Genomic DNA, 21,856 nt, shown 5'->3' with positions numbered 1-21,856 from the left:
GCCCGCCGCGGGCAGCACGCTGCCGGTTCCCGACGTGTCCCGGCCGCGCGGCCGGTTCGACCGGATCGAGGTGAACTCCGCCCGGCTGCGGGCCGTACCCGTGTACACGGCAGAGGGTCTGTCGGTACGACTCGTGGAGCGGTGACGCCTCCGGTGGCGGGAGCGGTGCGACGGCAGGGCCATGATCCGGCCCCCGAGCGCTTCCGCCGCCGTACGACCGGTGCCACCGCGGGGCGGATGATGGCAAGCGAAGAGCACACGCTCCTCACCCGTGAGGTCTCCGTCGGGGGATCCGCGCGGCCGTCCCCGGCCCGCCCGTCCACCGGGCCGCGCCGGCACCGGCGCTGGCTGGTGCCCCTGCTGGTGGTGGTGCTGCTGGCACAGATGGCGGCGGCGATGGTCACCACGGCCATGCAGCAGACACCCACCATCGACGAACCGGTGTACGTGGCGACGGCCGCCGACTATCTGCGCGGGCACCGCCTGCGCTACAACCCCGAGCATCCGCCACTCGGCAAGCTGCTGGTCGCGGCCGGTGTGGCGGTGGCCGACCCGCGCTACGACCCGTCGTACACCGGCTCCCAGGGGGCCGTGGGCCGGCATCTGCTGTACGAGTCGGGCAACGACCCCTGGCGGCTGATGCTGGGAGCGCGGCTGCCGGTGATCGCGCTGACTCTGCTGTTCGGACTGGTCGCCTTCGCGTTCGCCCGTGAGGTGGCGGGGACGGCGGGCGGACTGGTGGCGCTCGCGCTGTACGCCTTCTCGCCCGATGTGATCGCGCACGGTTCACTGGCCACGCTGGACGTGCCCGCGGCCGGGTTCGTGCTGGCGTCGGTCTGGCTGGTGTGGCGGGCACGACGGCGGCCGGGACCGTACCTGCCGCTCGCCGGGGCGGCTCTCGGGGCGGCTGCCGCGACCAAGATGAGCGCGCTGCCGGCGGTGCCGCTGCTGATGGCGCTGGCGGCGGTGTCGGTGTCGGCCGCGGGGCGGCGGGGGAAGCTGCTGCCGGGGCTCGCGGGTCTGGCCGCCGGCCGCCGGCGACAGGTGCTGCCGGCGCTTGTGGGTGCCGCGGTGGTCGCGCTGGTGGCGCTGGCCGTCGTGTGGGCCGCGTACCTGGCCGTCGACCCCCGCCTGCGGTTCGCCCCCGCCGAACCCGTCCCGGCCGTCCACGGGTTGCGCGGCCGGCTGGTGGACCTCCTTCCCGTCCCCCCTGCGTACCGGGCCGGGATGCGGGTGCAGTTCGGCCTGGAGGACTACCCGTGGCAGGGCTATCTCTTCGGTCACCTGTACACCGGCTCCCTCTGGTACTACCTGCCCGCCGCCCTGCTGGTGAAGACGCCGCTCGGGCTGCTGGCGCTGGGCGCGGCCGGTGCGGTGGCGGTCGTGGCGGTACGACGCCTGCGGCCCGCGGCGCCGTACCTGCTGCTGCCGCCCGTGGTGCTGCTCGCGGTGGCGATGACGGGGGCACGCGACTTCGGGACCCGGTACGCGCTGTTCGTGCCGGTGTTCGCCGCGGTGGCGGCGGCCTGTGTGCTCGCGCCGCGCCGGCGGTGGGCCGGGCTCCTGACCGGCGCGCTGGTGCTGTTCACGGCTGTGAGTTCACTGCGGACGTTCCCGTACTACCTGCCGTACGCCAACGAGGCGTTCGGCGGCCCCGCGCACACCCATCGGCTGCTGCACGACTCGAACGTGGACTGGGGGCAGGATTTGGGCCGGCTCGCGGACCGGCTGCACCGGCGGTACCCGGGCGAGCGGGTGTGGCTGGTGTACAAGGGCGCCGGAGTGCCGTCGTCCTACGGCATCCACGCCGCCGATCCGCGCACGGTGGCGCCGGAGCGGGTGCACGGGCTGCTGGTGGTGTCGGACTCGGCGGTCGCCAAGGCGCACGGGAGGCTCGCCGAGCTGATCGCCAGCAGCCGGCCGGTCGGTGACGTGGGTCATTCGATCAGCCTCTACCGGCGATGAGCGCCACTCACGCAACCCCCTGGTCACGGCGGTCGGTGAGCTATGTTGAGTGCTCGTGGCAGACAAAGGAGGCGGACCGGTGCCCTCGCCGCAGCAGGCCCGCGCACAGGCATCAGCGATCACCTCGGGCAAGACCGCGCCCGAGGCCGAGGCCGCCCCGACCTCCCGGCTCAGGGAGCTGTTCGACGGCCCCCGTCTGTCACCGGGGCAGCGGCGCATCGCCCAGTACCTGATCGAGCACATCACCGAGGCCGCGTTCCTGTCGATCACCGAGCTGGCGGACCGGGTGGGCGTCAGCCAGCCGTCCGTCACCCGCTTCGCGGCGGCCGTCGGCTTCAGCGGCTATCCCGCGCTGCGGGAGAGGCTCCAGTCGATCGCGCTGAGCACGCTCGCCGGCGGGCCCGGCGAGGAGGACCGCGCCAACGAACTCCAGGCGGCCGTCGACGCCGAGATCGAGAACCTGGAGAACCTGCGGCGTGACTTCGCCAACCCCGACCGGGTCATCCACGTCGGCCGCGAGCTGTCCCGCTCCACCCCGCTGACCGTGCTGGGCCTGCGCATCTCGGTGTCGCTGGCCGAGTACTTCGGCTACGCCGCCCGCCGCATCCACCCCGACGTGCGGCTGGTGACCCGGGGCGGCAGCGTGGCCTACGACACGCTGCTGCAGGCCCGCGAGGCCGGCGGCACCTGGGTGCTGGCCTTCGCCATGCCCCGGCACTCCCAGGAGACGCTCCAGGCGATCCGGGTGGCGCGCGGTGCCGGTCTGAAGGTCGCCCTGGTGACCGATCTGGCGCTCGGGCCACTGGCCGACGAGGCCGACGTCGCCTTCGCCACCGGCACCGGCTCCCGGATGGTCTTCGACTCCTACGCCGCGCCGGGTGTGCTGGCCGCGGCGCTGCTGCAGGCCATGACCGACGCCGATCCGGAGCGCACCCAGGCCCGCCTGGAGAAGTACGAACAGCTCTCCGATCAGCACCAGTTCTTCCTGAAGGACTGATCGGTCTCCCACCACGGCCGGACCCGCCCGGCCGATCCTTCCGTCGGACCCGGGGACTCGTGAAGATCTTGCGGTCTCCGCCACCCGGACGGGGACCATTCACCGCATTTCGCGCATGAATGTTTTCATACGTCTTGCAAAGCGGTCGGCATATATAAATACTGCTCACGGATCGCGCCCGAACCACTCACGGGCACGTTCCGCACCCGCGGACCCACTGCTCGTACACCGCCCCGAGAAAGCCGACGGACCGCCCATGCGTATGCACCACCGCACGCAGCGCCGCCTCCCGACGCCCGGGGCCCTCGCGCGGACACCCCCAGCCGCCGTCTCCTACCCACGTCGGCGCCCGGGGTGTACCGGGGCGCATCGTCTGCGCGACGCGCCCGGGGCGGCCCCGGCCATCCCCTAGGCCGGAGCCGCCCCGAACCCGTCGGACCACCCTCACGACGCCGCACACCGGAAGCGATGATCATGCCCCTGACCAGCACGCGCATCAGCCCCGACTGGCCCTGTCAGGTCAAGACGCCGGGCAGTTACGACTGGGAGCGCTCCGCGGCCAAGTGGCTGCGCGAGCTGATCCCCGCGCGTTACGCCAGCTATCCGGCACTCATCCGGCATCCCGTCCTGCTCGCCCGGCACGCACAGATCCAGGTCCAGCAGGAGATCCGGGTGGCGCGGACCGCACTGCAGACCGCGCGGGCCGAACTGCCGATGCTCGGGCTGCCCGAGTCGGTCATCGAGCACACGATCAAGATGTACGCGGCCGAGGTCCTGCAGCTGCAGCACATCGCGCGCAGCGTCCGCGCGGTCTCCGAGGCGCTCGGCGGCCGCGGCACGGGCCGCTGAACCCCCACCCGCCTCCCGCCCCCGCCGGTTCCGGCCCGTGCCGTTCGCGCCTTCGCGCGGCCGGCCCGCCTCCCCGTGAACCGCGCCCCGAGCCCCGAGCCCCGATCCGGCAGACGAGTGATCGGAGGGCCCCAGGTGTGCAATGCTCATCGCGTGACGAGCGAGCCCGCGCCCCCGATGGACCCCGGCCACGGCGCCGATCTGACGGCGCTGGCCGAGGTCGTGGCCCGGCAGCGCGCCGAGATCGAACGGCTGCGGGACGTGGCCGCGACCTCGGCGGTCCTGGAGCGGGCCAAGGGCGCCCTGATGGCGGTCACCGGGTATACCCCGAGCGCCGCCCACGAGGAACTGCTGCAGCGCGCCAAGGACGGCAACCGCACACTCCTCGAACAGTGCTGGCTCACCCTGGGCGCCCTGCCGCCGCCCCGGGAACAGCCCTCCGGCACCGCCCCGGCGTCACCCATGAGACCACCCGCCACCGTCGCCTCCGGGGACGGCGCGCCCGCCGGCACCGTGGACATGGCGGAGGTGCTGGGGCACATCGGCCGGGATCTGGTCCGGGTCGGCTCGCCGCACGAGCTGGCCGGCTGCCTGCTGGAACACCTGACGCCCGAGGTGCGGGCCGACGCCGTGATGCTCTACGAACGGCTGCCCGAGGGCGGGCTCGAACTGATCGGGCACGCCGGCATCGACGCCACCCTCGCCGCCCAGTGGCGGCACGTCCCCCCGCTGAGCGGGGTGCCCGCGTTCGACGCCCTGCAGGCCGGCGAGCCACGGTGGCTGGAGGACCTCCCCGCGGACCGCACCCGGTACCTGCTGATCGGGAACCCGCCCGAACGGTGGCTCACCCGGGCCTGGCTGCCCGTTCCCGCCGGGAACGCCGCCTGCGTCGCCCTGGGCGTGCTGCGCCGGCACGGCCGGCCGTTCAAGCCGCACGAGCGGGAGCTGCTGCAGGCCGTGGCCCGGTTGTGCGCGGGCCGGCTGCGGGCCTTCGACGCCCCGCCCGAACGCCCCGACGAGGACGGCGTCACCCAGACCGTCCAGGCGGTCTTCGACGCGCTGCCGGGCGCCGCGATCCTGCTCACCCCGCTGCGCACCGCCTCCGGCGAGGTGGAGGACTACCGCATCGACGCGGCCACCGCGGAAGCGGTCGACGTGTTCGGCCGCACCGGACGGGACATGGTCGGCAAGCACATCCTGGAGAGCTACCCGTCCGTGGCGGGCGAATCGCTGTGGCACGGCTATCTGCAGGCCCTCGAGACCGGAGTGCCGTTCGACGGCGAGCCCTTCGTCTATCAGGACATCTCCGACGGAGCACCCGTGACCGCCACCTACTCGGTACGGGCCGCCCCGCTGGGCGACGGCCTGCTGGTGACCTGGCTGCGCCACGACCCCGTGGAGCGCCAGGAGCAGCGCCTCGCGGACGTGCAGCGGCTCGGCAACCTCGGCTGGGCGAACTGGAACCTGATCACCCAGGAGATCTCCTGGTCCGCACAGGCGTACACCGTGCTCGGCCGGGGCCCCGCACGGGGACCGCTCCGGCTGGACCAGCTGCCGGGCCAGGCCCTGCCGGAGGACGCGGGGCCCCTGACCCGCGCCATCGGCGAACTCGTCCGCAACGCCCGCCCGTTCGACGTACCGTTCCGCATCGAGACACCCCAGGGCGTCCGGCATCTGCGGATGGTCGCGGAGGCCGTCACCGAACCGGACGGCTCCCCGGTCGAGGTGCACGGCTTCGTGCAGGACCTCACCGCGCAGCGCAGCGCGGAACTCGCGCTGGTGGAGAGCGAGCGCGCGATGCTGCTGCAGCGCGGGATCCTGCAGGCCGAGCGGGCCCTGGCCGCCCGGTTGCAGCACGCCCTGCTGCCGCTACCCAGCAAGCCGGTCCGGCTGGCCGGGCTGCGCGTCGAGGTCGCGTATCTGCCCGCGCAGTCCGGCATCCACGTCGGCGGCGACTGGTTCAGCGCCATCGAGCTGCCCGACTACGACGCCCTGTTCGTCGTCGGCGACGTGGCGGGTCACGGCATCGACGCCGTCGCCACGATGGCGCAGCTGCGGTTCACCGCCAAGGGCATGGTCAGCACCGGTTCCTCGCTGACCGGGGCGCTGGCGCGGCTCAACCAGCTGCTGCTGCACTCCCGGGACAGCCAGACCACCGCCACCATGGTTCTGGCCCGGTACGACCCCGACGAGCAGGTTCTTGCCTGGGCGCAGGCCGGGCACCCACCGCCCCTGCTGGTGCGCCACGGCGAGGTGCGCTACCTCGACCGTCCCGGCGGCATGCTGCTCGGCGCGAGCGGGGCCCCCGTCTTTGAGTCGGCGGAACTCCGCCTGGAACCCGGCGACCGGCTGCTGCTGTACACGGACGGCCTGGTCGAACGCCCCGGCGAGGGACTGGACGGGGGCTTCACCCGGCTGGCCGAGGCGGTGCGCTCCCACGGCTGCGGTGAGTCCGGCTCGCTGGACGCGCTGCTCGCCACGATGCTCGCGGACGAGCGGCGGGACGACGTGTGCGTGCTGGACATCAGGATGCCGCTGGAGGGGGACGTGCAGGACGGGTACGCCTAGCCGGTATCGCGGTGGCCGCCCTCCGGCTAAACGGCGGCCGGGGCACCCCGGTCCACGTCCCGGCGGAGGGTGGTCCATCGGCTCAGTCCACCGGGTGGCCGGCGTCGATGCCGACCGCGTCGGACAGGCGCAGCAGCGGCCCGCCCCGCCCCTCGCCCCACCGCAGCGGGTCGAGGACGAAGCCGACATGGTCGCCGCCGTCGGTGCGGTGGAGGATGGTGCCGACGAACCAGCCCGCCGCGTCCGTGAGGACGGCCGCGCCGCCGGGCCCCTCCCACCAGTCCAGCCGCGCGAACTTGTCGACCTCGTCGCCCGTCTCGCCCCCGAAGAGCCGGGCGAGGCCCTGCTGGTCCCGGGTGAGCAGGTGAACGGCGAGGTGCTGCGCGGCCCGGGCGACGCGGTAGGTGTGGTTGGCCTTGGACAGCCACACGGTGAACCGGGGCGGGTGGATGGAGCACTGCGAGGCGAAGCCCACCAGGCACCCGGCGCGCTCACCGTCGGCCACGGCCGTGACGACGCACATGTCGGGGTCCAGCCGGTCGAAGAAGCCGTCCATACCCGCCGTGTCGGAGGTCGCCGCCGTGTCGGAGGTCGCCGCCGTGTCGGAGGTCGCCGCCGTGCCGAGGTTCTCCGTCCCCCCGGGGGTTTGCGCCGTGCCGCCGGTCTCCGGCTCCGTGTTCGCCATGCCGCTTCGCTCCCGTTCGCCGCTCGGGCCCGTCTCAGTTCCCACAGTGGACGTGGGTACGCCCGCCTCGCCTCCCTGGTGTTCCCGGCCCGCCGCTCACGAATCGTCGCCGGGGCCGGTCCGTGATTCCAGGGCGCGGCGCGTGTCGTTGCCGTAGACGCCGGTCTCGTCGCCGCTGATGCCGTACCAGAGCTGGAAGCGGGCCACGGCTTCGGTGAGCGTCGTGTCGTAGGTACCGCTGGTGGAGCCGCCGCGGTAGACGTCCGGGACGCTCAGGAGGCGTTCCTGCAGGTCGGTGACCTCGGGGCCGGTGTCGCCCTGGCGGAGGGTGCCGGGGCCGTCGGGGTCGGGGGCGCCGGGGTCGGCGGCGGTGGGTGCTGCCGACGCGGTGGGAGCGGGTGAGTCGGGGACCGGAGTGGCCGGCGCGGCGGCGGGCGGTGCGGTCGTCGCGGGCCCGGTGGGCCGTGGGGTCGCGGCGGCCTCCTGGCGGCCGGGAAGCAGCAGGGCGCAGCCGAATCCGGCGAGTGCGGCCGCCACCACGGCCACGGCGACGGCGGCCCGCCGGAGTCCGGGACCGAACACGCCGGTGGTGGGCGTGGTCCGGGGACGGCCGGCCGGCACGGGCGGCAGTTCCCGGGTCTCCTCCTCGGCGGCCGCCGGGGGCCGGGCCGCGGTGCGGTGCGGCCCGGGTGGCGTGCCGACGGGCTCGTATGCGACCGGGTCCGGGCGCATCTCCCGCATCAGCTCCGCGAGGGCGTCGAAGCGGCGGAGCCGCAGGACCCGGACGGGTTCCAGGACCGGTCCGGGATGTGGCGGTTCGGGTTCGGGCGGTGTCGGCACCTGGCTCTCCTTCCGTCCCGTGTGTACGGGAGTCCGGGTCCCCGTGGTGAGATACGGCGCGCGCCGCGGCCCCGTTCAGTCGGGCCCCGTCGGCGGCGTCCCGGGCGGCCGGCCGGCCGGGCTCGCCGACGCCGACAGCCGGCAAGGCGTTCTGTTCCCTCGCTCGGCTTCGCGGGGGTCACCTTCCGGTCCCACGGTACGGCCGGACGCTCACCGCGAGCGATCCATGCTGCGTGGTGACCAGCGAGAAGGGGGACGGCACCGCCGTGATCGCCGTGAGCGATCCGATGCGTGCGGACCGGGCAGACCCCGGCCTGGCGGCGGGCGGTCGCCGCCGGCACGTCCGCACCGGCCACGCTCCCGGCGTCAGGGCGGAGCCGGTGCCGGCCGAGGCCCTTCGGCGACCTGACGGCACGGCGGGCGCCTCGCAGCGGATCACCGTCAGGCCGGGCTGAGCGCTCCCCGCACGAACCGGCTCAGGGACGCCGTGAACGCGGTGCCGAAGGCGTCCCTGGCCTCCTCCGGCAGGGCCTCCAGGGACAGGTAGGGGTTGAAATCCTCCAGTTCGACCAGGAGCAGCCCGCCGTCGGGGGCCCGGCAGGCGTCGACACGCTGGATGCCGTGCCCGAGGTCGTTCCAGTCGATGAATCTCCGGGCGAACTCCAGGTCGGCGGCGGTGGCCGCATAGGGCTCGAGGTCCCAGCGGCGATCGGGGTGGGGGGCGTAGAGGGCGTACTGGAAGTCGTCGTCCACGAAGTAGAAGGACACCTCGTAGGCGAAGTCGACGCAGGGCTGGATCAGGACGTCGCCGGTCGCGAGCGAGGCGATCTGCCCGGCCGGGACGATCCGCATGCCGAGGGAGTCCGCACCGAGCCTGGGCTTGACCACATAGCGCTCGGCCGAGGGCAGCCGGTGCAGGTCCTCGGCGCGGCCGACGGTCGGGATGACGGGAAAACCGACGGCGCTCAGGTCGAGCAGGTACCGCTTGCCGGCCATGTCCGCCTTGCCGGTGAGCGGGTTGTACACCGGGGCGCCGGTGGCGAGCGCCCTCGCACGGAAGGCTTCGTACTCCTTCTCGTAGCCGAGCACGGGACCGCTGTTGCGGACGACCACCGCGTCGAAGGCGTCCATCAGGGCCGCCGCGTCCCGCGGATGGCACAGGGCCAACTCGAAGTGTGCGCGCAGCCGGGAGGTCAGCTGGATGTCCTCGTCGCAGTAGCGGCGCCCGCGGGCCTGGTACGCCAGGTCCGTGACGTAGAGCAGGCGGGGGCGGACGGGGGGCATGCGGGATCTCCTCGAGCGGGGCCGTATTCGGCGAAGCCGGTGTGCGCGGGGCCGGTGCCGGCGCGGTGGAGAAAGGTTACGTCGCTGCGTGCCGGCCGCTTCGGCCGCCCCCGGCACCGGCCGCCGCCCCGGTACTGGAGGCCGACCGACCAGAGGTCGCGACGGCCAGGCCCGTCATACCGCGGCGGACGGTGCGGCAGGGCGCCGGGGCGATCCGGGTGCACGACGGCACCGCGAGCCCACGGCAGCCTGCCGCCTCGGTCGCGGTGACCCCGGTGGGTGGGCGAGTTCTCGGCGGGGCAGGCGCCGTGGTCGCGCAGGGCCCGGGGTGGCGGCCAGGTAGGCGTCGGGAGTGGGTTTGGTCCGGCGGGACTCGCCCGCGGCGGCGTGGCGTAGAAGGCGGGGGCCCTCCGCGGCGGGCATGCCCGGGACGGCGTCCACGACGGGCCGCGAGGACGCCGGCACCGGGGCCGCCGAGGGTGTCCGACTCCTGGAGCAGGGCGAGGAGCTCGCGCCCGCCCGGAAGCAGGGTGGCCTCCCGCTGGACGGCGTCCAGGAACCGGGGTTCCAGTCTCCCGGCGCGGGTGTCGGACTCGGCGCCGGTGGGGCTGCGCACCGAGGCGGCGGTATCGGTGGTGCGGTGCCAGGGCGGCGAAGGGGGCGTCCGCGCCGATCGCGGGCGCCGTCTCGCGGACGGTGCGCAGCCCGGAGATGTTCGCTGATCGACCCCGTCGATCGGAACACTTCGATATTCACCCGGCGTCCTCGCAGCACTCAGTTCCCCCATACGGGGCAGCACCCTGCACTGAGTGCCAGGAATGCGCTCCGGGTGCTACGTTTCCCGTCCATGAGCTCCAGCAGTGCGGCGCCGGCCGCGAAGCCGCCGATGCGGGACGCCCTGGTAGCGGCGGCCTTCCGGCTCTTTCTGGAACGCGGGTACGAACAGACCACCGTGGACGACATCGTGGCGCTGGCCGGGGTCGGCCGGCGTTCGTTCTTCCGCTACTTCCCCTCCAAGGAGGACGTGGTCTTCCCCGACCACGAGGGCTGCCTGGCCGACATGACCGCCTTTCTCGCGGCGAGCGGCGAGGAACACGAACCGGTGCGGCGGGTGTGCGACGCGGCCCGGATGGTGTTGCGGATGTACGCGGAGAACCCGACCTTCTCCGTCCAGCGCTACCGCCTCACCAAGAAGGTGCCGGGCCTGCGCGCCTACGAGCTGTCGGTGGTGTGGCGCTACGAGCGTGCGCTCGCCGAGTACCTGCGCGGGCGGTTCGCCGGTCGGCCCGACGGGACACTGCGGGCCGATGTGATCGCGGCCGCGGTCGTCGCCGCGCACAACAACGCCCTGCGCTCCTGGCTGCGGTCGGACGGCAGGGATGACGCGGGTGCGGCGGTGGACCACGCCCTCGGGTACGTGCAGCGGGCGTTCGGCCGCCCGGATGCCACCACGCGAGCCGGCCGGATCGGGCCGGTGCCGGCGGGCGAGCAGGACGAGCACCCCGAGGACGTGGTGGTGCTCGTCTCGCGCCGGGACGCCCCGGTATGGCGGGTGGTGCAGGAGTGGGAGACGGCCCTCGGTCGCGCCTGATCCCGCGAGGGCCGGAAATTCAGGGTACGGAGTGCCTTTACGGGTGACACTGAGTGCCATACCCTGTCGGCGTGCACGGTGGCACGGCTACCGGGCACACGCGTGCGCGGTCGCGCCGGGCACGCGGGATTCCGGCCGAGCGCAGGGAGTTGACCAGCGTGTACCACCACTCAGCAAGCGCCACGCATCCGGCGGCCGGTTCCGCGGCGGGTGTTCTCGACCCCGCTGCCGCGGACTCCAGGGACGCCATCCTCTTCCAACGCTGCACCTGGTGCGGCACGGCGATGTACCACCGGCTGCTGTGTCCGGTGTGTCAGGGCAGCGACCTGCGCACGGAGCGCAGCGAGGGCATCGGCACCGTCCGGCACTCGACCGTGGTGCACCGCAACACCCCGGCGGCGCGCAATGTGTCGCTCATAGAGATGGCCGAGGGGTTCGTCGTCCGGGGCAGGGTCATGGGCCCTCCGGTCGGCATCCACAGCGGCGACCGGGTCCGGCTGTCGACCGCCAAGGACCCGGTGCGCGGCGAGCCGGTCTTCCAGCTGGTGGACGAGCACTACCGGGCCTGGACCTGACGGCCGTACGCGACTGAGGGCGGGCGGCCGGCCGCCGCGTCACCGGCGCCACCGCTCCGGCATCAACTCCTTTACGGCGACGGGTCGCCCGGTCTCGAAGGCACGGTCGGCGCCGAGGCCGACGGCGAGGGCGAGCGCTCCGTCGCGTGCGGCGGCCGTCGGCGCGCAGGCCGGTGCGTCCACCGCGTGGCCGGTTGCGTCCACCGGACCGAACAGCGCGTCCAACGCGGGGGCTCCCCCGCCGTGTGCCCCGTGCCCGGCCGCAAGCGGGACGCCGTCCGGCGGCCGCCACCGCGGGCCCAGGGGGAGCCGTACGCCGCCCTTGTGCCGGGGGTGTCCCCGTGCGGGGCGCCGCTGACGGCCGAGACCCGCGAGGCCGGTGGCTGCGTAGGTCGCCGTGGCGCCGCGCGTACAACGGACGAGGACCGACTTGTCGCCCCGATGGTCATGGGGCCGTCGAGGACGTTGCGGTCAGGCGCAGGCAGCCGTCGTCGTGCTCGGCGTCGAGCCAGCGGCCGGGCAGGGTGCGCACTTCCAGTGGCCGACGTGGCGTCTCGTGCACCGGGTGGAAGCGGTGGGCGAAGGCGACGGCCAGGTAGGTGCCGGTGGCCTCGGCGGTTTCGAGGACGCGGGCGCAGCGCCCGGCGCCGACGGTCACGGCTTCCCGGTGACCGCCCGGCAGCGGCCCGCAGGGGTGGCCACGATGGAGTGGTCGCGGGCGGAGCCGACGGGGGTGACGACGCCTGTCCCAAGTCCTCCCGGCGAGCGTCTCGGGGAGGCGGTCGGGGTCCGACTGGGCGGCGGTGGTCCGCGCCCGGTTCCCACGATGGCGGCGCACAGCGGATGCCGAGTTCGGCTCATGGGGGTGGCCTCTCCCTGCCATTCGCCGTCCAGTCGCGGATGAGACGGACGTCGCGCTCGCTCCCCGCAGGGGCCGGTGATCGATGCAGGTCCGGCGCCGCGAGCGCGGTAGCCGCTGGACCGCCCTGGCAACGTGCTCGCCGGCCCCCGGCGATCGGGCGGCTGGGCGCCACGGAGATCGCCAGCGGGGCGCGGTCCCGCAACCGCGTGGCCGGCGCCCTCCGTCGGGCCGGTGCCGGGTGTGATCGATCACCTCCGCCGCACAGGCAACCCGCAGGCTCCCCGTTCCATCCTCCGGGGGCGAGGGGCTCCCGGTACGGACGGGACGCCCGTGCTCGGGGTTCGAGGAGGAACAGTGGTCCGTGCCCGGTACATAGGGGTGACCGCCGCCGCGCTGCTCGCGGTGGCGGGAGCATCCCCTGGGGTGGCAGTCGCACAAGCTCAACCACCTTCACAGGTGAGGACGTTGGCGGCCTCGGACGGCGGGGCCCTGCCGCCCGGGTGGCGGATCACCGACGGACGTTCGGCGCCGCAGCTGGAGTGGCGGTCGGACCGGCCGCTGCCGATGGGGGACGCCCGGGTCGAATTCCGCTCAGCTGAACGCCTGTTGGGGGTGCCGAAGCCGGGCAAGGACGGGCACACCTTCCGGCTGCCACTCGACGCGCAGCGGACGAACAAGCTGAGCGGTCTTCAGGTCTGGTCGGGCGGGCGCCGGTTGGACGCATCCGACGCCGCCGGTACCGCGTCGGCGGCCCGGCCGCCGGCCCCGCTGCCCGCCAACGGTGTGGACCCGGGCAAGCCCGGTTCGTACCGCACCAAGACGGGCGAGTACGGACTGAAGTCGGTCCGGCTGCCCGGTCTTTCTGCGCCGGTGGAGATGCGCGCGGTGGTCGTCACCCCGGTCGGCGCGTCCGGTGGGCGTCCGCTCGCGCTGTTCCTGCACGGCCGCCACTCCACCTGCTACAAGGGCCAGGACATCACCGGTGAATGGCCCTGCAAGGCCGGCACGAAGCCGGTGCCCAGCCACCGCGGCTATCTGCGCGACCAGAAGCTTCTGGCCTCGCAGGGTTATGTGACCGTGTCGATCTCGGCGAACGGCGTCAACGGCCAGGACTGGGCGGCCGAGGACGGCGGCGCGCAGGCCCGTTCCTCGCTGGTGCGGCAGCACCTGGCCCGGTGGGCCGAGTGGGCCGAGCACCCCGAGACGGCACCGGCGGTCGTACGCGACGCGCCCCGCGCCGATCTGTCCCGGGTGCTGCTGGTGGGGCACTCGCGCGGCGGTGAGGGCGTGAACCGGGCGGCGCTGGACAGCCTGTACCCGCCGCCCGCCGACCAGGACGGCTACCACGGCCCGGTCCGCTGGAACATCCGCGGCACGGTCCTCATCGGCCCCACCGTCTTCGGTCAGAACCCGGTGCCCGACGTGCCGTCCGTGACGATCCTGCCGGGCTGCGACGGTGACGTCTCCGACCTGCAGGGCGAGGTGTACGTCGACGGCACGCGCGCGGTCAGCAGCGGTACCGCGCTGCACAGCGCCGTGTACGTCATCGGCGCGAACCACAACTTCTTCAACTCCGAGTGGACGCCGGGCCAGGCCGCGGCGCCCGCCCAGGACGACTTCTCCGACGACTCGCAGCACCGGGACCCGGTGTGCGGCAAGCGTGCCGCGACCCGGCTGACCGCCGACCAGCAGCACCGGGCGGGCTCGACGTACATCGCGGCCGCCGCGCGGCTGTTCCTTGCCGGGGACGACCGGGTGCGACCGCTGCTGGACGGCTCCGGGAAGCGGGCGCCGTCGGCGGACCCCGCGCGGGTCCTCAGCCACGCGGTGGGTGCGCGCCGGGGAGCCGGGTTCCTGCCGGACGGCGGGGTGTCGGTGACCGGCGGCAAGCTGTGCGCCGCGGTGGACCCGAGCCCGGCCAAGGCCTGCCTGGGCCAGGGGGCGAAGGGCTCTTCGCCGCACTTCGCGCAGTGGGAGACCGACCGGGAGGCCGGCCGGAAGGCGGTCGCGCTGCGCTGGACGCACGCCGGTGGCCCGGTGCGGGTGACCGCCAGGAAGCCTCTGTCGCTGTCCGGTGCCACCTCCCTGGCGCTGCGGCTGTTCGTGCCGCCCAACTCCCGGGGGACGCAGCTGGACGTGTCCCTCACCGACGCCGCAGGCCGGAAGGCGACGCTCGGCCGGGTCCGGGCCGACGGGCTGCCGGGCAGTGAGCGGACCGCGTCCTACTGGGCGCGCGAGTTCCGGGTGCCGCTGACGGCGGCCACCCGCGCCGGACTCGACCTGAAGTCGGTCAAGTCCCTTGTGCTGATGCCGCGTTCGGCGTCCGGGCGGGCCTGGCTCATGGACGCCTGGGGCTGGCGGGCCGGGACGCCCGCGGTGCGGGCTGCCGCGCTGCCGCGTGTCGACATCGGCCGCGCCACCGTGGACGAGGGCGACTCGGGCGTGCGCACCTACCACGTTCCGGTCCAGGTGACGGGCCGGGGCAGCGGGCAGGTCCGGGTGTACGTCGTCGACCCGGCCACCGGCCGGGCGAAGGACCGGTTGGTCACGGTGCGTGCGGGCGGCCATGATCTCGACGTACCGGTCGAGGTGAAGGGCAACACGCGGTACGGCACCGACGTGTCGCACGACGTTCTCGTCAAGGCGGTCCGCGGCGCGGTCGTGGGCTCCTACCACGGCGGGATCACCGTCCACGACGACGACCCGGCCCCCGCGATGACCGTCACTCCTATCGCGGACCGGGTCTCCGAGGGGCACTCGCTGAAGTGGCGGGTGTCGCTGTCCCAGGCGGTCGACGTGGACATGAGCGCGCTGTTCAAGGTCGTGCCGGTCAGCGGTCCGGAGTTGTCCACCAAGGACGTTCCGGCGAACTGGCTGCGGGACACCGCCGGAGCGAAGCCGGACCCGGAGCGCCGGCTGTCCAAGGTGGACGGGCTCTACCTGTGGGTGGACATTCCTTCGGGGCGCACCAGCGCCGACATCACCGTGCCCACGGTGAAGGACCGGGTGACGGAGCCCGTGGAGTCGGTGCGGTTCCGGCAGATCGACCCGGAGACCGATGAACCGCAGTCCGGCGGCCTGGTGCTGAACGGATCGGTGGTGAACGCGTCCCAGCCCTAGGACGCCTCGCCCGGGTGGCCCTCAGTCCGTGAGGGTCACCCGGATGCCCACCGTGCCGTCCCGGCCGCGTCGCAGCCGGCTGCCCAGCAGGGTGAGGCGGCCGACGAGACCGTACTTGCGGGCGATGAGGTCGCGGTAGCGGGCGGTGGTGGCCGGGTCGGCGATCTCGGCGGTGGCCGGCGACTGGTCGCCGGTGGGGTTGCCGCGCAGGTCGCAGGGGCCGACGAGGACGTCCGGGCGGCGCCGGATCCGCTTGACCTTGAAGCTGTCGGCGGCCGTCCACACACCGAGGGTGTCACCGTCCCGGACCACCCACACGGGGGTGGCGACCGGGGTGCCGTTCTTGCGGTAGCTGGTCACCAGCAGGTACTTCCCGGAGCCGAGCCGCTCCAGCCGCGTGTCGTCCATGTCCGGCAGTCTAGGAGGCGGCCCGCCGGTCGAGGAGGGCCGGATGACCGGAACGGGCCACCTGGTCACGACAGCGCCGCCGCCATGCGCCGTATCCCCTCGGTGAGGATGTCGGGCGAGGTGGCCAGGTTCAGGCGTACGTGTCCCGCGCCGCCGGTGCCGAAGGGCAGGCCGGAACTGAGGGCGACCCGGCCGCGGTCGAGGAAGACCTGGGCGGGGTCGTCGCCGAGGCCGAGCGCGCGGCAGTCGAGCCAGGCGAGGTAGGTGGCCTCGGCGGCGTGCAGGCGGACGGCCGGCAGGTGTTCGGCCAGCAGGCCGGTGAGCAGGTGCCGGTTGGCCCGGAGCCCCGCCAGCAGGGCGTCGAGCCAGCCGGTGGCGTCGCGCAGGGCGGCGGTGTGGGCGATGACGCCGAGGTGACTGGGGCCGTGGCCGACCTCCTCGGGGAGGCGGTCGAGGTCGGCTCCGGCCGCGGGCCCGGCCAGGGCGACGGCGGCCTTGAGCCCGGCCAGGTTCCAGCCCTTGCTGGCCGACATCAGGGACAGGCCGCGTTCGGCGCCGGGCACGCTCAGGTACGGCACGAAGGTGACGCCGGGGGCGACGAGCGGGGCGTGGATCTCGTCCGCGACGACCCGGACGCCGTACCGTTCGGCGAGACCGGCGACGGCCGCCAGTTCGGTGGCGGTGTGCACGGTGCCGGTGGGGTTGTGCGGGCTGCACAGCAGGTAGGCGGCGCGTCCGCCGCCCGCCGTCGCCTGCCGGAAGGTCTCCTCCAGCGAGGCCGGGTCGATGCGCAGACCGGTGCCGAGCGGGTTCTCGACCACCCGGCGGTCCATATGCGTGATGAACTGGAAGAACGGCGGATACACCGGTGAGTTGACGATGACCGGATCGCCGGGCCCGGTGACCAGTTTGAGCATCTCGACGACGCCGAGCATCACGTCCGGAACGATCGCGGTGCGCTCGACGGCGATCCCGTGCCAGTCCCAGCGTTCGGCTCCGAAGGCGGCGAGCGCCTCGGCGTAGGCGGTGCCGACGGGGTACCCGGTGTCCCCGAGGGCCAGCGCGTCGGTGACGGCCCGGATGACGGGTTCGGCGAGCGGGACGTCCATCTCGGCCACCCACAACGGCAGCACGTCCTCGGGGTAGGTGCGCCATTTCAAACTCGTACGACGTCGCAGCCGCGCCAGGTCCAGGGCGCGCAGCGGGTCCGGTTCGCCGGGGGTGTCGTGCGGGATGCTGGTCATGGGGCTCAAGATAGGGGGCTGCGGCGTGAGCGGGAACGCGGACACGGGGACGGACGGGTGGTCGGAGGCCGCTGTGGACGGCGGCTTCCCCGAGGTCGCCTGTGACGAGTCCGGATCGGACGGGGAGAACCTGGTCGGCGGGAACACCGCGGTGTTCGCGCACGCCAGTGTGGCGTTGCCGGCGGACGTGGCCGAGGAGTGCGTACGGGAGATCCGGCGCCGGATCCGGTCGCCCGCGGAGGAGTACAAGGCGAACCATCTGCTGCGCGAGAAGCACCGGGCGGTGCTGGAGTGGCTGCTGGCCGAGGGCGGGCCGATCCACGGCCGGGCCCATGTGCATCTGACGGAGAAGGCGTACTTCGTCGTGGACCGGGTCGTCGGGCTGCTGCTGGAGGATGCGGCGCAGGCCCGCACCCTGTACCGGCGGGGGCCGCGCACCTTCGGCGCGGCGGAGTGGCGGGAGTTCCTGGAGGGGGCGAACCGCCTGCTGCGCGTCCGCCCGGACGGCGACCCGGCCGCCGCCGGCGCACCGTTCTTCCGGACCGTCGACGCGCTGAGCCGGGCGTATCCGGACACCGAGGCGGCGGGCGTCCTGCGGCGGCTCGCCGCCGCCCGGCCGCGCGCGAACGCCTACCGGCTGCGGGTGCAGCGCACACCGCCCCTGTTTCCGGTGCTCAACCCGCTGTTCCCGGCGATCCGGCTGACGGCCGCCCACTGGAGCGCCGGCGGGCGGACCGTCACGCTGGTGCACGATCAGCAGAACTCGCTGACACCGGGGCGGATCGCCCGGATCGTGCAGTCCGCCCGGCGGGACGGGATCGGGCTGGGCGGGTTGCGGCTGGTCGACTCCCGGGACGACGGCCGGGTGCAGATCGCCGACTTCCTGGCCGGGATCGCCCGCAAGATCGCCTCCGACACCCTGGACGGCGACGGGGACCCGGTCCTCACCGCGCGCCTGCGGCCGTACGTCGGGGCCGAGTCGGTCTGGGGGGACACGGTGAACTGGGCGAGTATCGGTCCGCCGCTGGAAAATCCCGGACGGGCGGCGGGGATCAACTCGGCCGTCTAGATTGCGTCTTGCATGCTGCAATCGCCCTCTGGCATCCAGGAGCTGACCCCCGTGACCGACAACCCGGCAGCCACCGACGACGTGGCCGTGTCGCTGCGCGCCCGCATCAACACCGGCCAGCCGCACACCGCCCGGATCTGGAACTACTGGCTCGGTGGCAAGGACAACTACGAGGTCGACCGCGCGGCGGGCGACCAGATACGCCAACTGCACCCGGGCATCGGGGAGTACGCGCGCGCCGACCGGTTGTTCCTCGGTCGCGCGGTGCGGCACCTGGTCGGTGAGGTGGGCATCCGGCAGTTCCTGGACGTCGGGACCGGGCTGCCCACCGCCGACAACACGCACGAGGTCGCCCAGGGCATCGCGCCGGAGTCCCGGATCGTGTACGTCGACAACGACCCGCTCGTCCTCGCCCATGCGCGGGCTCTGCTGACCAGCGCGCCCGAGGGCCGCACCGACTATCTGGACGAGGACCTGCGCAACGTCGACGCGATCCTCGACCACGCCGCGCGGACACTGGACTTCAGCGAGCCGGTGGCGCTGATACTGCTCGGCGTGGTCATCTTCATCGGCGACGAGGAGGACCCGTACGGTCTCGTACGGCAGTTGGTGGACCGTTTGCCGCCGGGCAGCCACCTGGTGCTGTCGCACACCATCACCAGCCCGTCGATGCCGGACGTGGACGAGGCGGTGAAGTTCTGGAACGAGCACGGCACTCCGAAGCTGACCCAGCGCACCCCCGAGGACGTGGTGCGGTTCTTCGACGGCCTGGAACTGCTGGAGCCGGGTGTGGTGTCCTGCTCCCGCTGGCGCCCGGAGCACGCACACGGGGGCGAGCCCGAGGAGGTCGCCATGTTCGGCGGGGTGGCCCGCAAGAACTGAACACCGAGCGAGCAACGCGAGAAGCGCACCGCGGGAAGAGTACCGCCGTAGGTGAACGCCGCCGGCGCCGGATCCGTATGGAGGAACGGGTCCTCGACGACCGAGGGCCCCGCGATGCCGGGACGGGCATCGCGCACCTGGGTTCGGCTTCGGGAGCCATGCATGCGGCACGCACGACGACGGGTCGTCCGGCGAGTGACACGGCTGGCGGCGGTCGGCGGACTCCTGCTGGGGGGCGCGATGGTCACCCAGGCGGCCATGGCGAGCGAGACCCCTCCGGCCTCCGCCAGACCGCTCAGCTCCGCCGGTGGCGCCGGGGACACCGGCGCGGCGCTGGTGGCGCGGCTCGGCACCGCGCGGACGGCGGGCAGCTGGATCGGCGCCGACGGGCGGCCGGTCGTGGCGGTGACCGACGACGCGGCGGCCCGGACGGTACGGCGGGCGGGAGCCGCGGCGAAGGTCGTCTCCCACAGCATGAACGAACTCAAGTCGGCGACCGCCACGCTGCGTTCGGCGCCACGTGTGGCCGGCACGGCGTGGGCGGTGGACTACCGCACCAACCGGGTCATGGTGCAGGCGGACAGCACGGTCACCGCCGGTGACTGGTCCCGGATGACCCAAGTTGCCACGAAGATCGGCAGCTTCGTGCACATGGAACGCAGGAAGGGCACCTTCACCACCCGGCTGAACGGGGCCCAGCCGATCCTGTCGACCGGCGGCCGGTGCTCGGCGGGCTTCAACGTCACCAACGGGCAGAGCGACTTCATCCTCACGGCCGGTCACTGCGGTCCCGCCGGATCCACCTGGTTCGCCGACAACCAGGGAAACCAGCAGCTCGGCAGGACCGTCAACACCGCCTTCCCCGGCAGCGACTTCTCCCTCGTTCAGTACGCGTCCGGCAAGGCCGGTGCGGGTGCCGACGTCGTCGCGATCGGCGGCGGCAAGGGCGTACGGATCACCGGGGCCGCGGATCCGGCGGTGGGACAGCGGGTGTTCCGCAGCGGCAGCACCAGCGGACTGCGCGACGGCCAGGTCACCGCGCTGAACGCGACCGTCAACTACCCGGAGGGGACGGTCACCGGGCTCATCGAGACCAACGTGTGCGCCGAACCCGGCGACAGCGGCGGCCCGCTGTTCTCCGAGGGCATCGCCCTGGGCGTCACCTCGGGCGGTAACGGTGACTGCACGACGGGCGGGACGACGTTCTTCCAGCCGGTGACGAAGGCGATGGCGACCCTCGGGGTCCGGCTGATCGCGTCGGCGCAGAACGCGGGCGGGGCTCAGAGCGCACCGCCCTCCACCGCGCCGTCGGCCTCCGCGTCGCAGGGCGCGATGGCTCCCAGCGCGGCCTCGCCGGGCTCCGCGGCGCCGGTCACGGGTGCCTCGGAGGGGACGACCTTGCTGGCGCGGCTGACGGACACCCGGAACATCGGACCGGGCCTGCTGGTCATCGCGGGGAGTCTGATCGCGCTGGTCGCGACCCGCTTCATCCGGGCCGAGCAGGACCGCAAGGCGTATCAGCGGCACTACTCGGCCACGTGGGGCTGACAGGGGCGGCGGCCGGGCCCAGGGCTTCAGGGGCCGCCGCGGGCTCGGGGGTGCAATGAGAAGGCACCCGTTCGTTCGCTCACGGGTGCCCGGGACGGTACGGCGCGGTGTGTGCCGGGTGGTTCAGGCCGCCCGGTGCGGCCGCGACCGGGGGGCCGCGGCGGCCCACTCCAACACGAGGCGCTGGTACTCCGCGCGCTGCTCGGTCGTCAGTGTCCCGCCCGACCGGAGCCACAGGGCCCGGATCTCCTCGTTGACCTCCGCGGCCGATCGCTCGGAGACGGCTTCAACAGTGGTGGACATGCTGTGAAGCATATGCCGATCGAGGTGAAGACGTTGTGAGTAAGTGCGCGCGTTATGGACATTTCGGACCGTGTTACTCATCACGTCAATGCGTCAAGCCCTTCGTTGGCGCTGCGGCAGGACGAGAAGGGCGTGAAGGACATCAGCGAGCTGCCGGAACCCAGGCAGGCCTTCTCCCGACGTTGACCGGCGGCGGTGTGCGCGTGTGGACGGCGGTGACGAAGTCGTTCACCAGGAGTGGGTGGCCGCCCGCCACGCCCTGCCGGGCGTCATCGCGCACGAGTCGGTACGGCAGGGCGGGGTCCGGCTGGCGATCCCCGACTCGGGGACGCACCTGAGGCGTGAGCGCTCAGGTGCCCGGCTTGCGGCCGTACACGAAGACGTCGTCGCCGTTCTTCAGCAGCGACCAGTACTTCTTGGCGGTCGTCGGGGTCATGTTGACGCAACCGTGCGAACCCGGGGGATTCCACATGCTCAGGCCCACCGAGTGGAAGGCCTGGCCGCCGTCGAAGAACTGGCTGTACGGCATCGGCACGTCGTAGATGTTCGAGACGTGGTCGATGTCCCGCCAGTAGATCCTCTTCAGGCCGGTGCGGGTCTCGTAGCCGTCGCGGCCGGTGCGCACGGGTACGGGGCCGTAGACGAGCTTCTTGCCGTCCTGGATCCAGCTGAGCTGGAGCGTGAGGTTCACGCAGGCGATACGGCCCTTGTTCACCGGGCACTTACCGTCCTTGTTCGGGTTGCTCCCGACGGCCTTCTGTTTGTTCATCAGATCCATCACACCCCAGGTGACGGGTCCGGCGTAGCCGATGTCGGGCGTGATGCCGTGCCTGTCCTGGAAGGCCTGGATGGCCTTGCAGTCGGCGGCGGACTGCTTGCCGTCGACCGGACGGCCCAGGAACTTCTCCACCTGCTTCTGGTACGGCCCCGCCTGCGTGGTGCAGCTCGCGGCCTGGGCCGGTGCGGCGGTGAAGGCGAGCGCGAGCGGCGCCACCAACCCGGTGACGCCCGCCGCCACGACACCTCGTCTACGTATGTCCCCCATGTCGGACACTTCCCCTTCTCC

At 73.3% G+C, this 21,856-nt stretch carries 19 protein-coding genes and 1 pseudogene; 11 read left to right on the top strand and 9 right to left on the bottom strand.

Annotated elements, in window-relative coordinates:
* Positions 1 to 237: 237 nt before the first annotated feature.
* The 4 genes from ABZ079_RS27095 (at position 238) to ABZ079_RS27080 (ending at position 6,379) form a co-directional block, all read left to right on the top strand.
* Positions 238 to 1,965, top strand: a complete 1,728-nt coding sequence (locus ABZ079_RS27095) for a phospholipid carrier-dependent glycosyltransferase (protein WP_356942144.1) — start codon at positions 238 to 240, stop codon at positions 1,963 to 1,965.
* Between the two features lie 79 nt (positions 1,966 to 2,044).
* Positions 2,045 to 2,962, top strand: coding sequence for a MurR/RpiR family transcriptional regulator (locus tag ABZ079_RS27090; protein WP_356942143.1), 918 nt, complete (start codon positions 2,045 to 2,047; stop codon positions 2,960 to 2,962).
* A 468-nt stretch (positions 2,963 to 3,430) separates the two neighbouring features.
* Positions 3,431 to 3,811, top strand: coding sequence for a hypothetical protein (locus ABZ079_RS27085; RefSeq protein ID WP_356942055.1), 381 nt, complete (start codon positions 3,431 to 3,433; stop codon positions 3,809 to 3,811).
* A gap of 177 nt (positions 3,812 to 3,988) precedes the next feature.
* Positions 3,989 to 6,379, top strand: coding sequence for a SpoIIE family protein phosphatase (locus tag ABZ079_RS27080; protein WP_356942142.1), 2,391 nt, complete (start codon positions 3,989 to 3,991; stop codon positions 6,377 to 6,379).
* Between the two features lie 82 nt (positions 6,380 to 6,461).
* On the opposite strand, the gene ABZ079_RS27075 is transcribed toward ABZ079_RS27080, so the two are convergent.
* Both ABZ079_RS27075 and ABZ079_RS27070 read right to left on the bottom strand, forming a co-directional pair.
* Positions 6,462 to 6,935 carry a flavin reductase family protein gene (locus ABZ079_RS27075; protein WP_356942141.1) on the bottom strand — a complete coding sequence of 158 codons (474 nt, stop codon included), beginning with the start codon at positions 6,933 to 6,935 and terminating at the stop codon, positions 6,462 to 6,464.
* A 225-nt stretch (positions 6,936 to 7,160) separates the two neighbouring features.
* Positions 7,161 to 7,904: a peptidoglycan-binding domain-containing protein gene (locus ABZ079_RS27070; protein WP_356942054.1), complete on the bottom strand. Its 744-nt coding sequence runs from the start codon at positions 7,902 to 7,904 to the stop codon at positions 7,161 to 7,163.
* A 212-nt stretch (positions 7,905 to 8,116) separates the two neighbouring features.
* Here ABZ079_RS27070 and ABZ079_RS27065 point away from each other — a divergent pair.
* Positions 8,117 to 8,359 (top strand): annotated as a pseudogene (locus ABZ079_RS27065) (hypothetical protein); the annotation flags it as partial.
* Here ABZ079_RS27065 and ABZ079_RS27060 read toward each other — a convergent pair.
* The gene (locus ABZ079_RS27060; RefSeq protein ID WP_356942053.1) at positions 8,346 to 9,188 is read right to left on the bottom strand and encodes a hypothetical protein; all 843 of its coding nucleotides are present in this window, start codon (positions 9,186 to 9,188) and stop codon (positions 8,346 to 8,348) included. The pseudogene ABZ079_RS27065 and the gene ABZ079_RS27060 overlap by 14 nt on opposite strands.
* An 847-nt stretch (positions 9,189 to 10,035) precedes the next feature.
* On the opposite strand from ABZ079_RS27060, the gene ABZ079_RS27055 reads away from it, so the two are divergent.
* Both ABZ079_RS27055 and ABZ079_RS27050 read left to right on the top strand, forming a co-directional pair.
* A complete protein-coding gene (locus ABZ079_RS27055) occupies positions 10,036 to 10,779 on the top strand; it encodes a TetR family transcriptional regulator (protein WP_356942052.1) in 744 nt (247 codons plus the stop codon).
* Positions 10,780 to 10,937: 158 nt separating this feature from the next.
* Positions 10,938 to 11,354, top strand: coding sequence for a zinc ribbon domain-containing protein (locus ABZ079_RS27050; protein ID WP_356942051.1), 417 nt, complete (start codon positions 10,938 to 10,940; stop codon positions 11,352 to 11,354).
* Between the two features lie 39 nt (positions 11,355 to 11,393).
* On the opposite strand, the gene ABZ079_RS27045 is transcribed toward ABZ079_RS27050, so the two are convergent.
* Positions 11,394 to 11,579, bottom strand: a complete 186-nt coding sequence (locus tag ABZ079_RS27045; protein ID WP_356942050.1) for a hypothetical protein — start codon at positions 11,577 to 11,579, stop codon at positions 11,394 to 11,396.
* Positions 11,580 to 11,799: 220 nt separating this feature from the next.
* A complete protein-coding gene (locus tag ABZ079_RS27040) occupies positions 11,800 to 12,012 on the bottom strand; it encodes a hypothetical protein (protein WP_356942049.1) in 213 nt (70 codons plus the stop codon).
* Between the two features lie 558 nt (positions 12,013 to 12,570).
* On the opposite strand from ABZ079_RS27040, the gene ABZ079_RS27035 reads away from it, so the two are divergent.
* Positions 12,571 to 15,336 (top strand): hypothetical protein, encoded by a 2,766-nt coding sequence (locus tag ABZ079_RS27035; protein ID WP_356942048.1) that lies wholly within the window; start codon positions 12,571 to 12,573, stop codon positions 15,334 to 15,336.
* Between the two features lie 21 nt (positions 15,337 to 15,357).
* Here ABZ079_RS27035 and ABZ079_RS27030 read toward each other — a convergent pair whose 3' ends face one another.
* Positions 15,358 to 15,744: a PPOX class F420-dependent oxidoreductase gene (locus ABZ079_RS27030; protein WP_356942047.1), complete on the bottom strand. Its 387-nt coding sequence runs from the start codon at positions 15,742 to 15,744 to the stop codon at positions 15,358 to 15,360.
* A gap of 65 nt (positions 15,745 to 15,809) precedes the next feature.
* A complete protein-coding gene (locus ABZ079_RS27025) occupies positions 15,810 to 16,988 on the bottom strand; it encodes a MalY/PatB family protein (RefSeq protein ID WP_356942046.1) in 1,179 nt (392 codons plus the stop codon).
* A gap of 73 nt (positions 16,989 to 17,061) precedes the next feature.
* Between ABZ079_RS27025 and ABZ079_RS27020 the strand changes: the two genes are divergently transcribed.
* The 3 genes from ABZ079_RS27020 to ABZ079_RS27010 all read left to right on the top strand — a co-directional run bounded on the left by ABZ079_RS27020 (position 17,062) and on the right by ABZ079_RS27010 (position 20,487).
* The gene (locus tag ABZ079_RS27020) at positions 17,062 to 18,057 is read left to right on the top strand and encodes a hypothetical protein (RefSeq protein WP_356942140.1); all 996 of its coding nucleotides are present in this window, start codon (positions 17,062 to 17,064) and stop codon (positions 18,055 to 18,057) included.
* Between the two features lie 51 nt (positions 18,058 to 18,108).
* The gene (locus ABZ079_RS27015; protein ID WP_356942045.1) at positions 18,109 to 18,939 is read left to right on the top strand and encodes an SAM-dependent methyltransferase; all 831 of its coding nucleotides are present in this window, start codon (positions 18,109 to 18,111) and stop codon (positions 18,937 to 18,939) included.
* Positions 18,940 to 19,101: 162 nt separating this feature from the next.
* Complete coding sequence (locus ABZ079_RS27010; protein WP_356942044.1) at positions 19,102 to 20,487, top strand: S1 family peptidase; 1,386 nt, start codon at positions 19,102 to 19,104, stop codon at positions 20,485 to 20,487.
* A gap of 123 nt (positions 20,488 to 20,610) precedes the next feature.
* Here ABZ079_RS27010 and ABZ079_RS27005 read toward each other — a convergent pair whose 3' ends face one another.
* Together ABZ079_RS27005 and ABZ079_RS27000 are read right to left on the bottom strand one after the other, a co-directional pair.
* Entirely contained in the window at positions 20,611 to 20,802 is a 192-nt protein-coding gene (locus ABZ079_RS27005; RefSeq protein ID WP_356942043.1) for a hypothetical protein, read from the bottom strand.
* Between the two features lie 337 nt (positions 20,803 to 21,139).
* Positions 21,140 to 21,835: a L,D-transpeptidase gene (locus ABZ079_RS27000; protein ID WP_356942042.1), complete on the bottom strand. Its 696-nt coding sequence runs from the start codon at positions 21,833 to 21,835 to the stop codon at positions 21,140 to 21,142.
* Positions 21,836 to 21,856: the final 21 nt, after the last annotated feature.

Origin of the sequence: Streptomyces sp. NPDC006314 (assembly GCF_040613075.1) — a bacterium.
Classification (GTDB): Bacteria; Actinomycetota; Actinomycetes; order Streptomycetales; family Streptomycetaceae; genus Streptomyces.
The sequence above is the reverse complement of the archived record's forward strand: the minus strand, read 5'-3'. Positions and strand labels throughout refer to the sequence as shown.

Excerpts from the sequence above, each read along its gene's own strand:
- ABZ079_RS27005 (WP_356942043.1), bottom strand. The coding sequence starts at position 20,802 with ATGCTTCACAGCATGTCCACCACTGTTGAAGCCGTCTCCGAGCGATCG.
- ABZ079_RS27000 (WP_356942042.1), bottom strand. The coding sequence starts at position 21,835 with ATGGGGGACATACGTAGACGAGGTGTCGTGGCGGCGGGCGTCACCGGG.
- ABZ079_RS27085 (WP_356942055.1), top strand. The coding sequence starts at position 3,431 with ATGATCATGCCCCTGACCAGCACGCGCATCAGCCCCGACTGGCCCTGT.
- ABZ079_RS27025 (WP_356942046.1), bottom strand. The coding sequence starts at position 16,988 with ATGACCAGCATCCCGCACGACACCCCCGGCGAACCGGACCCGCTGCGC.
- ABZ079_RS27030 (WP_356942047.1), bottom strand. The coding sequence starts at position 15,744 with ATGGACGACACGCGGCTGGAGCGGCTCGGCTCCGGGAAGTACCTGCTG.
- ABZ079_RS27075 (WP_356942141.1), bottom strand. The coding sequence starts at position 6,935 with ATGGACGGCTTCTTCGACCGGCTGGACCCCGACATGTGCGTCGTCACG.
- ABZ079_RS27055 (WP_356942052.1), top strand. The coding sequence starts at position 10,036 with ATGAGCTCCAGCAGTGCGGCGCCGGCCGCGAAGCCGCCGATGCGGGAC.
- ABZ079_RS27080 (WP_356942142.1), top strand. The coding sequence starts at position 3,989 with ATGGACCCCGGCCACGGCGCCGATCTGACGGCGCTGGCCGAGGTCGTG.
- ABZ079_RS27060 (WP_356942053.1), bottom strand. The coding sequence starts at position 9,188 with ATGCCCCCCGTCCGCCCCCGCCTGCTCTACGTCACGGACCTGGCGTAC.
- ABZ079_RS27010 (WP_356942044.1), top strand. The coding sequence starts at position 19,102 with ATGCGGCACGCACGACGACGGGTCGTCCGGCGAGTGACACGGCTGGCG.
- ABZ079_RS27095 (WP_356942144.1), top strand. The coding sequence starts at position 238 with ATGATGGCAAGCGAAGAGCACACGCTCCTCACCCGTGAGGTCTCCGTC.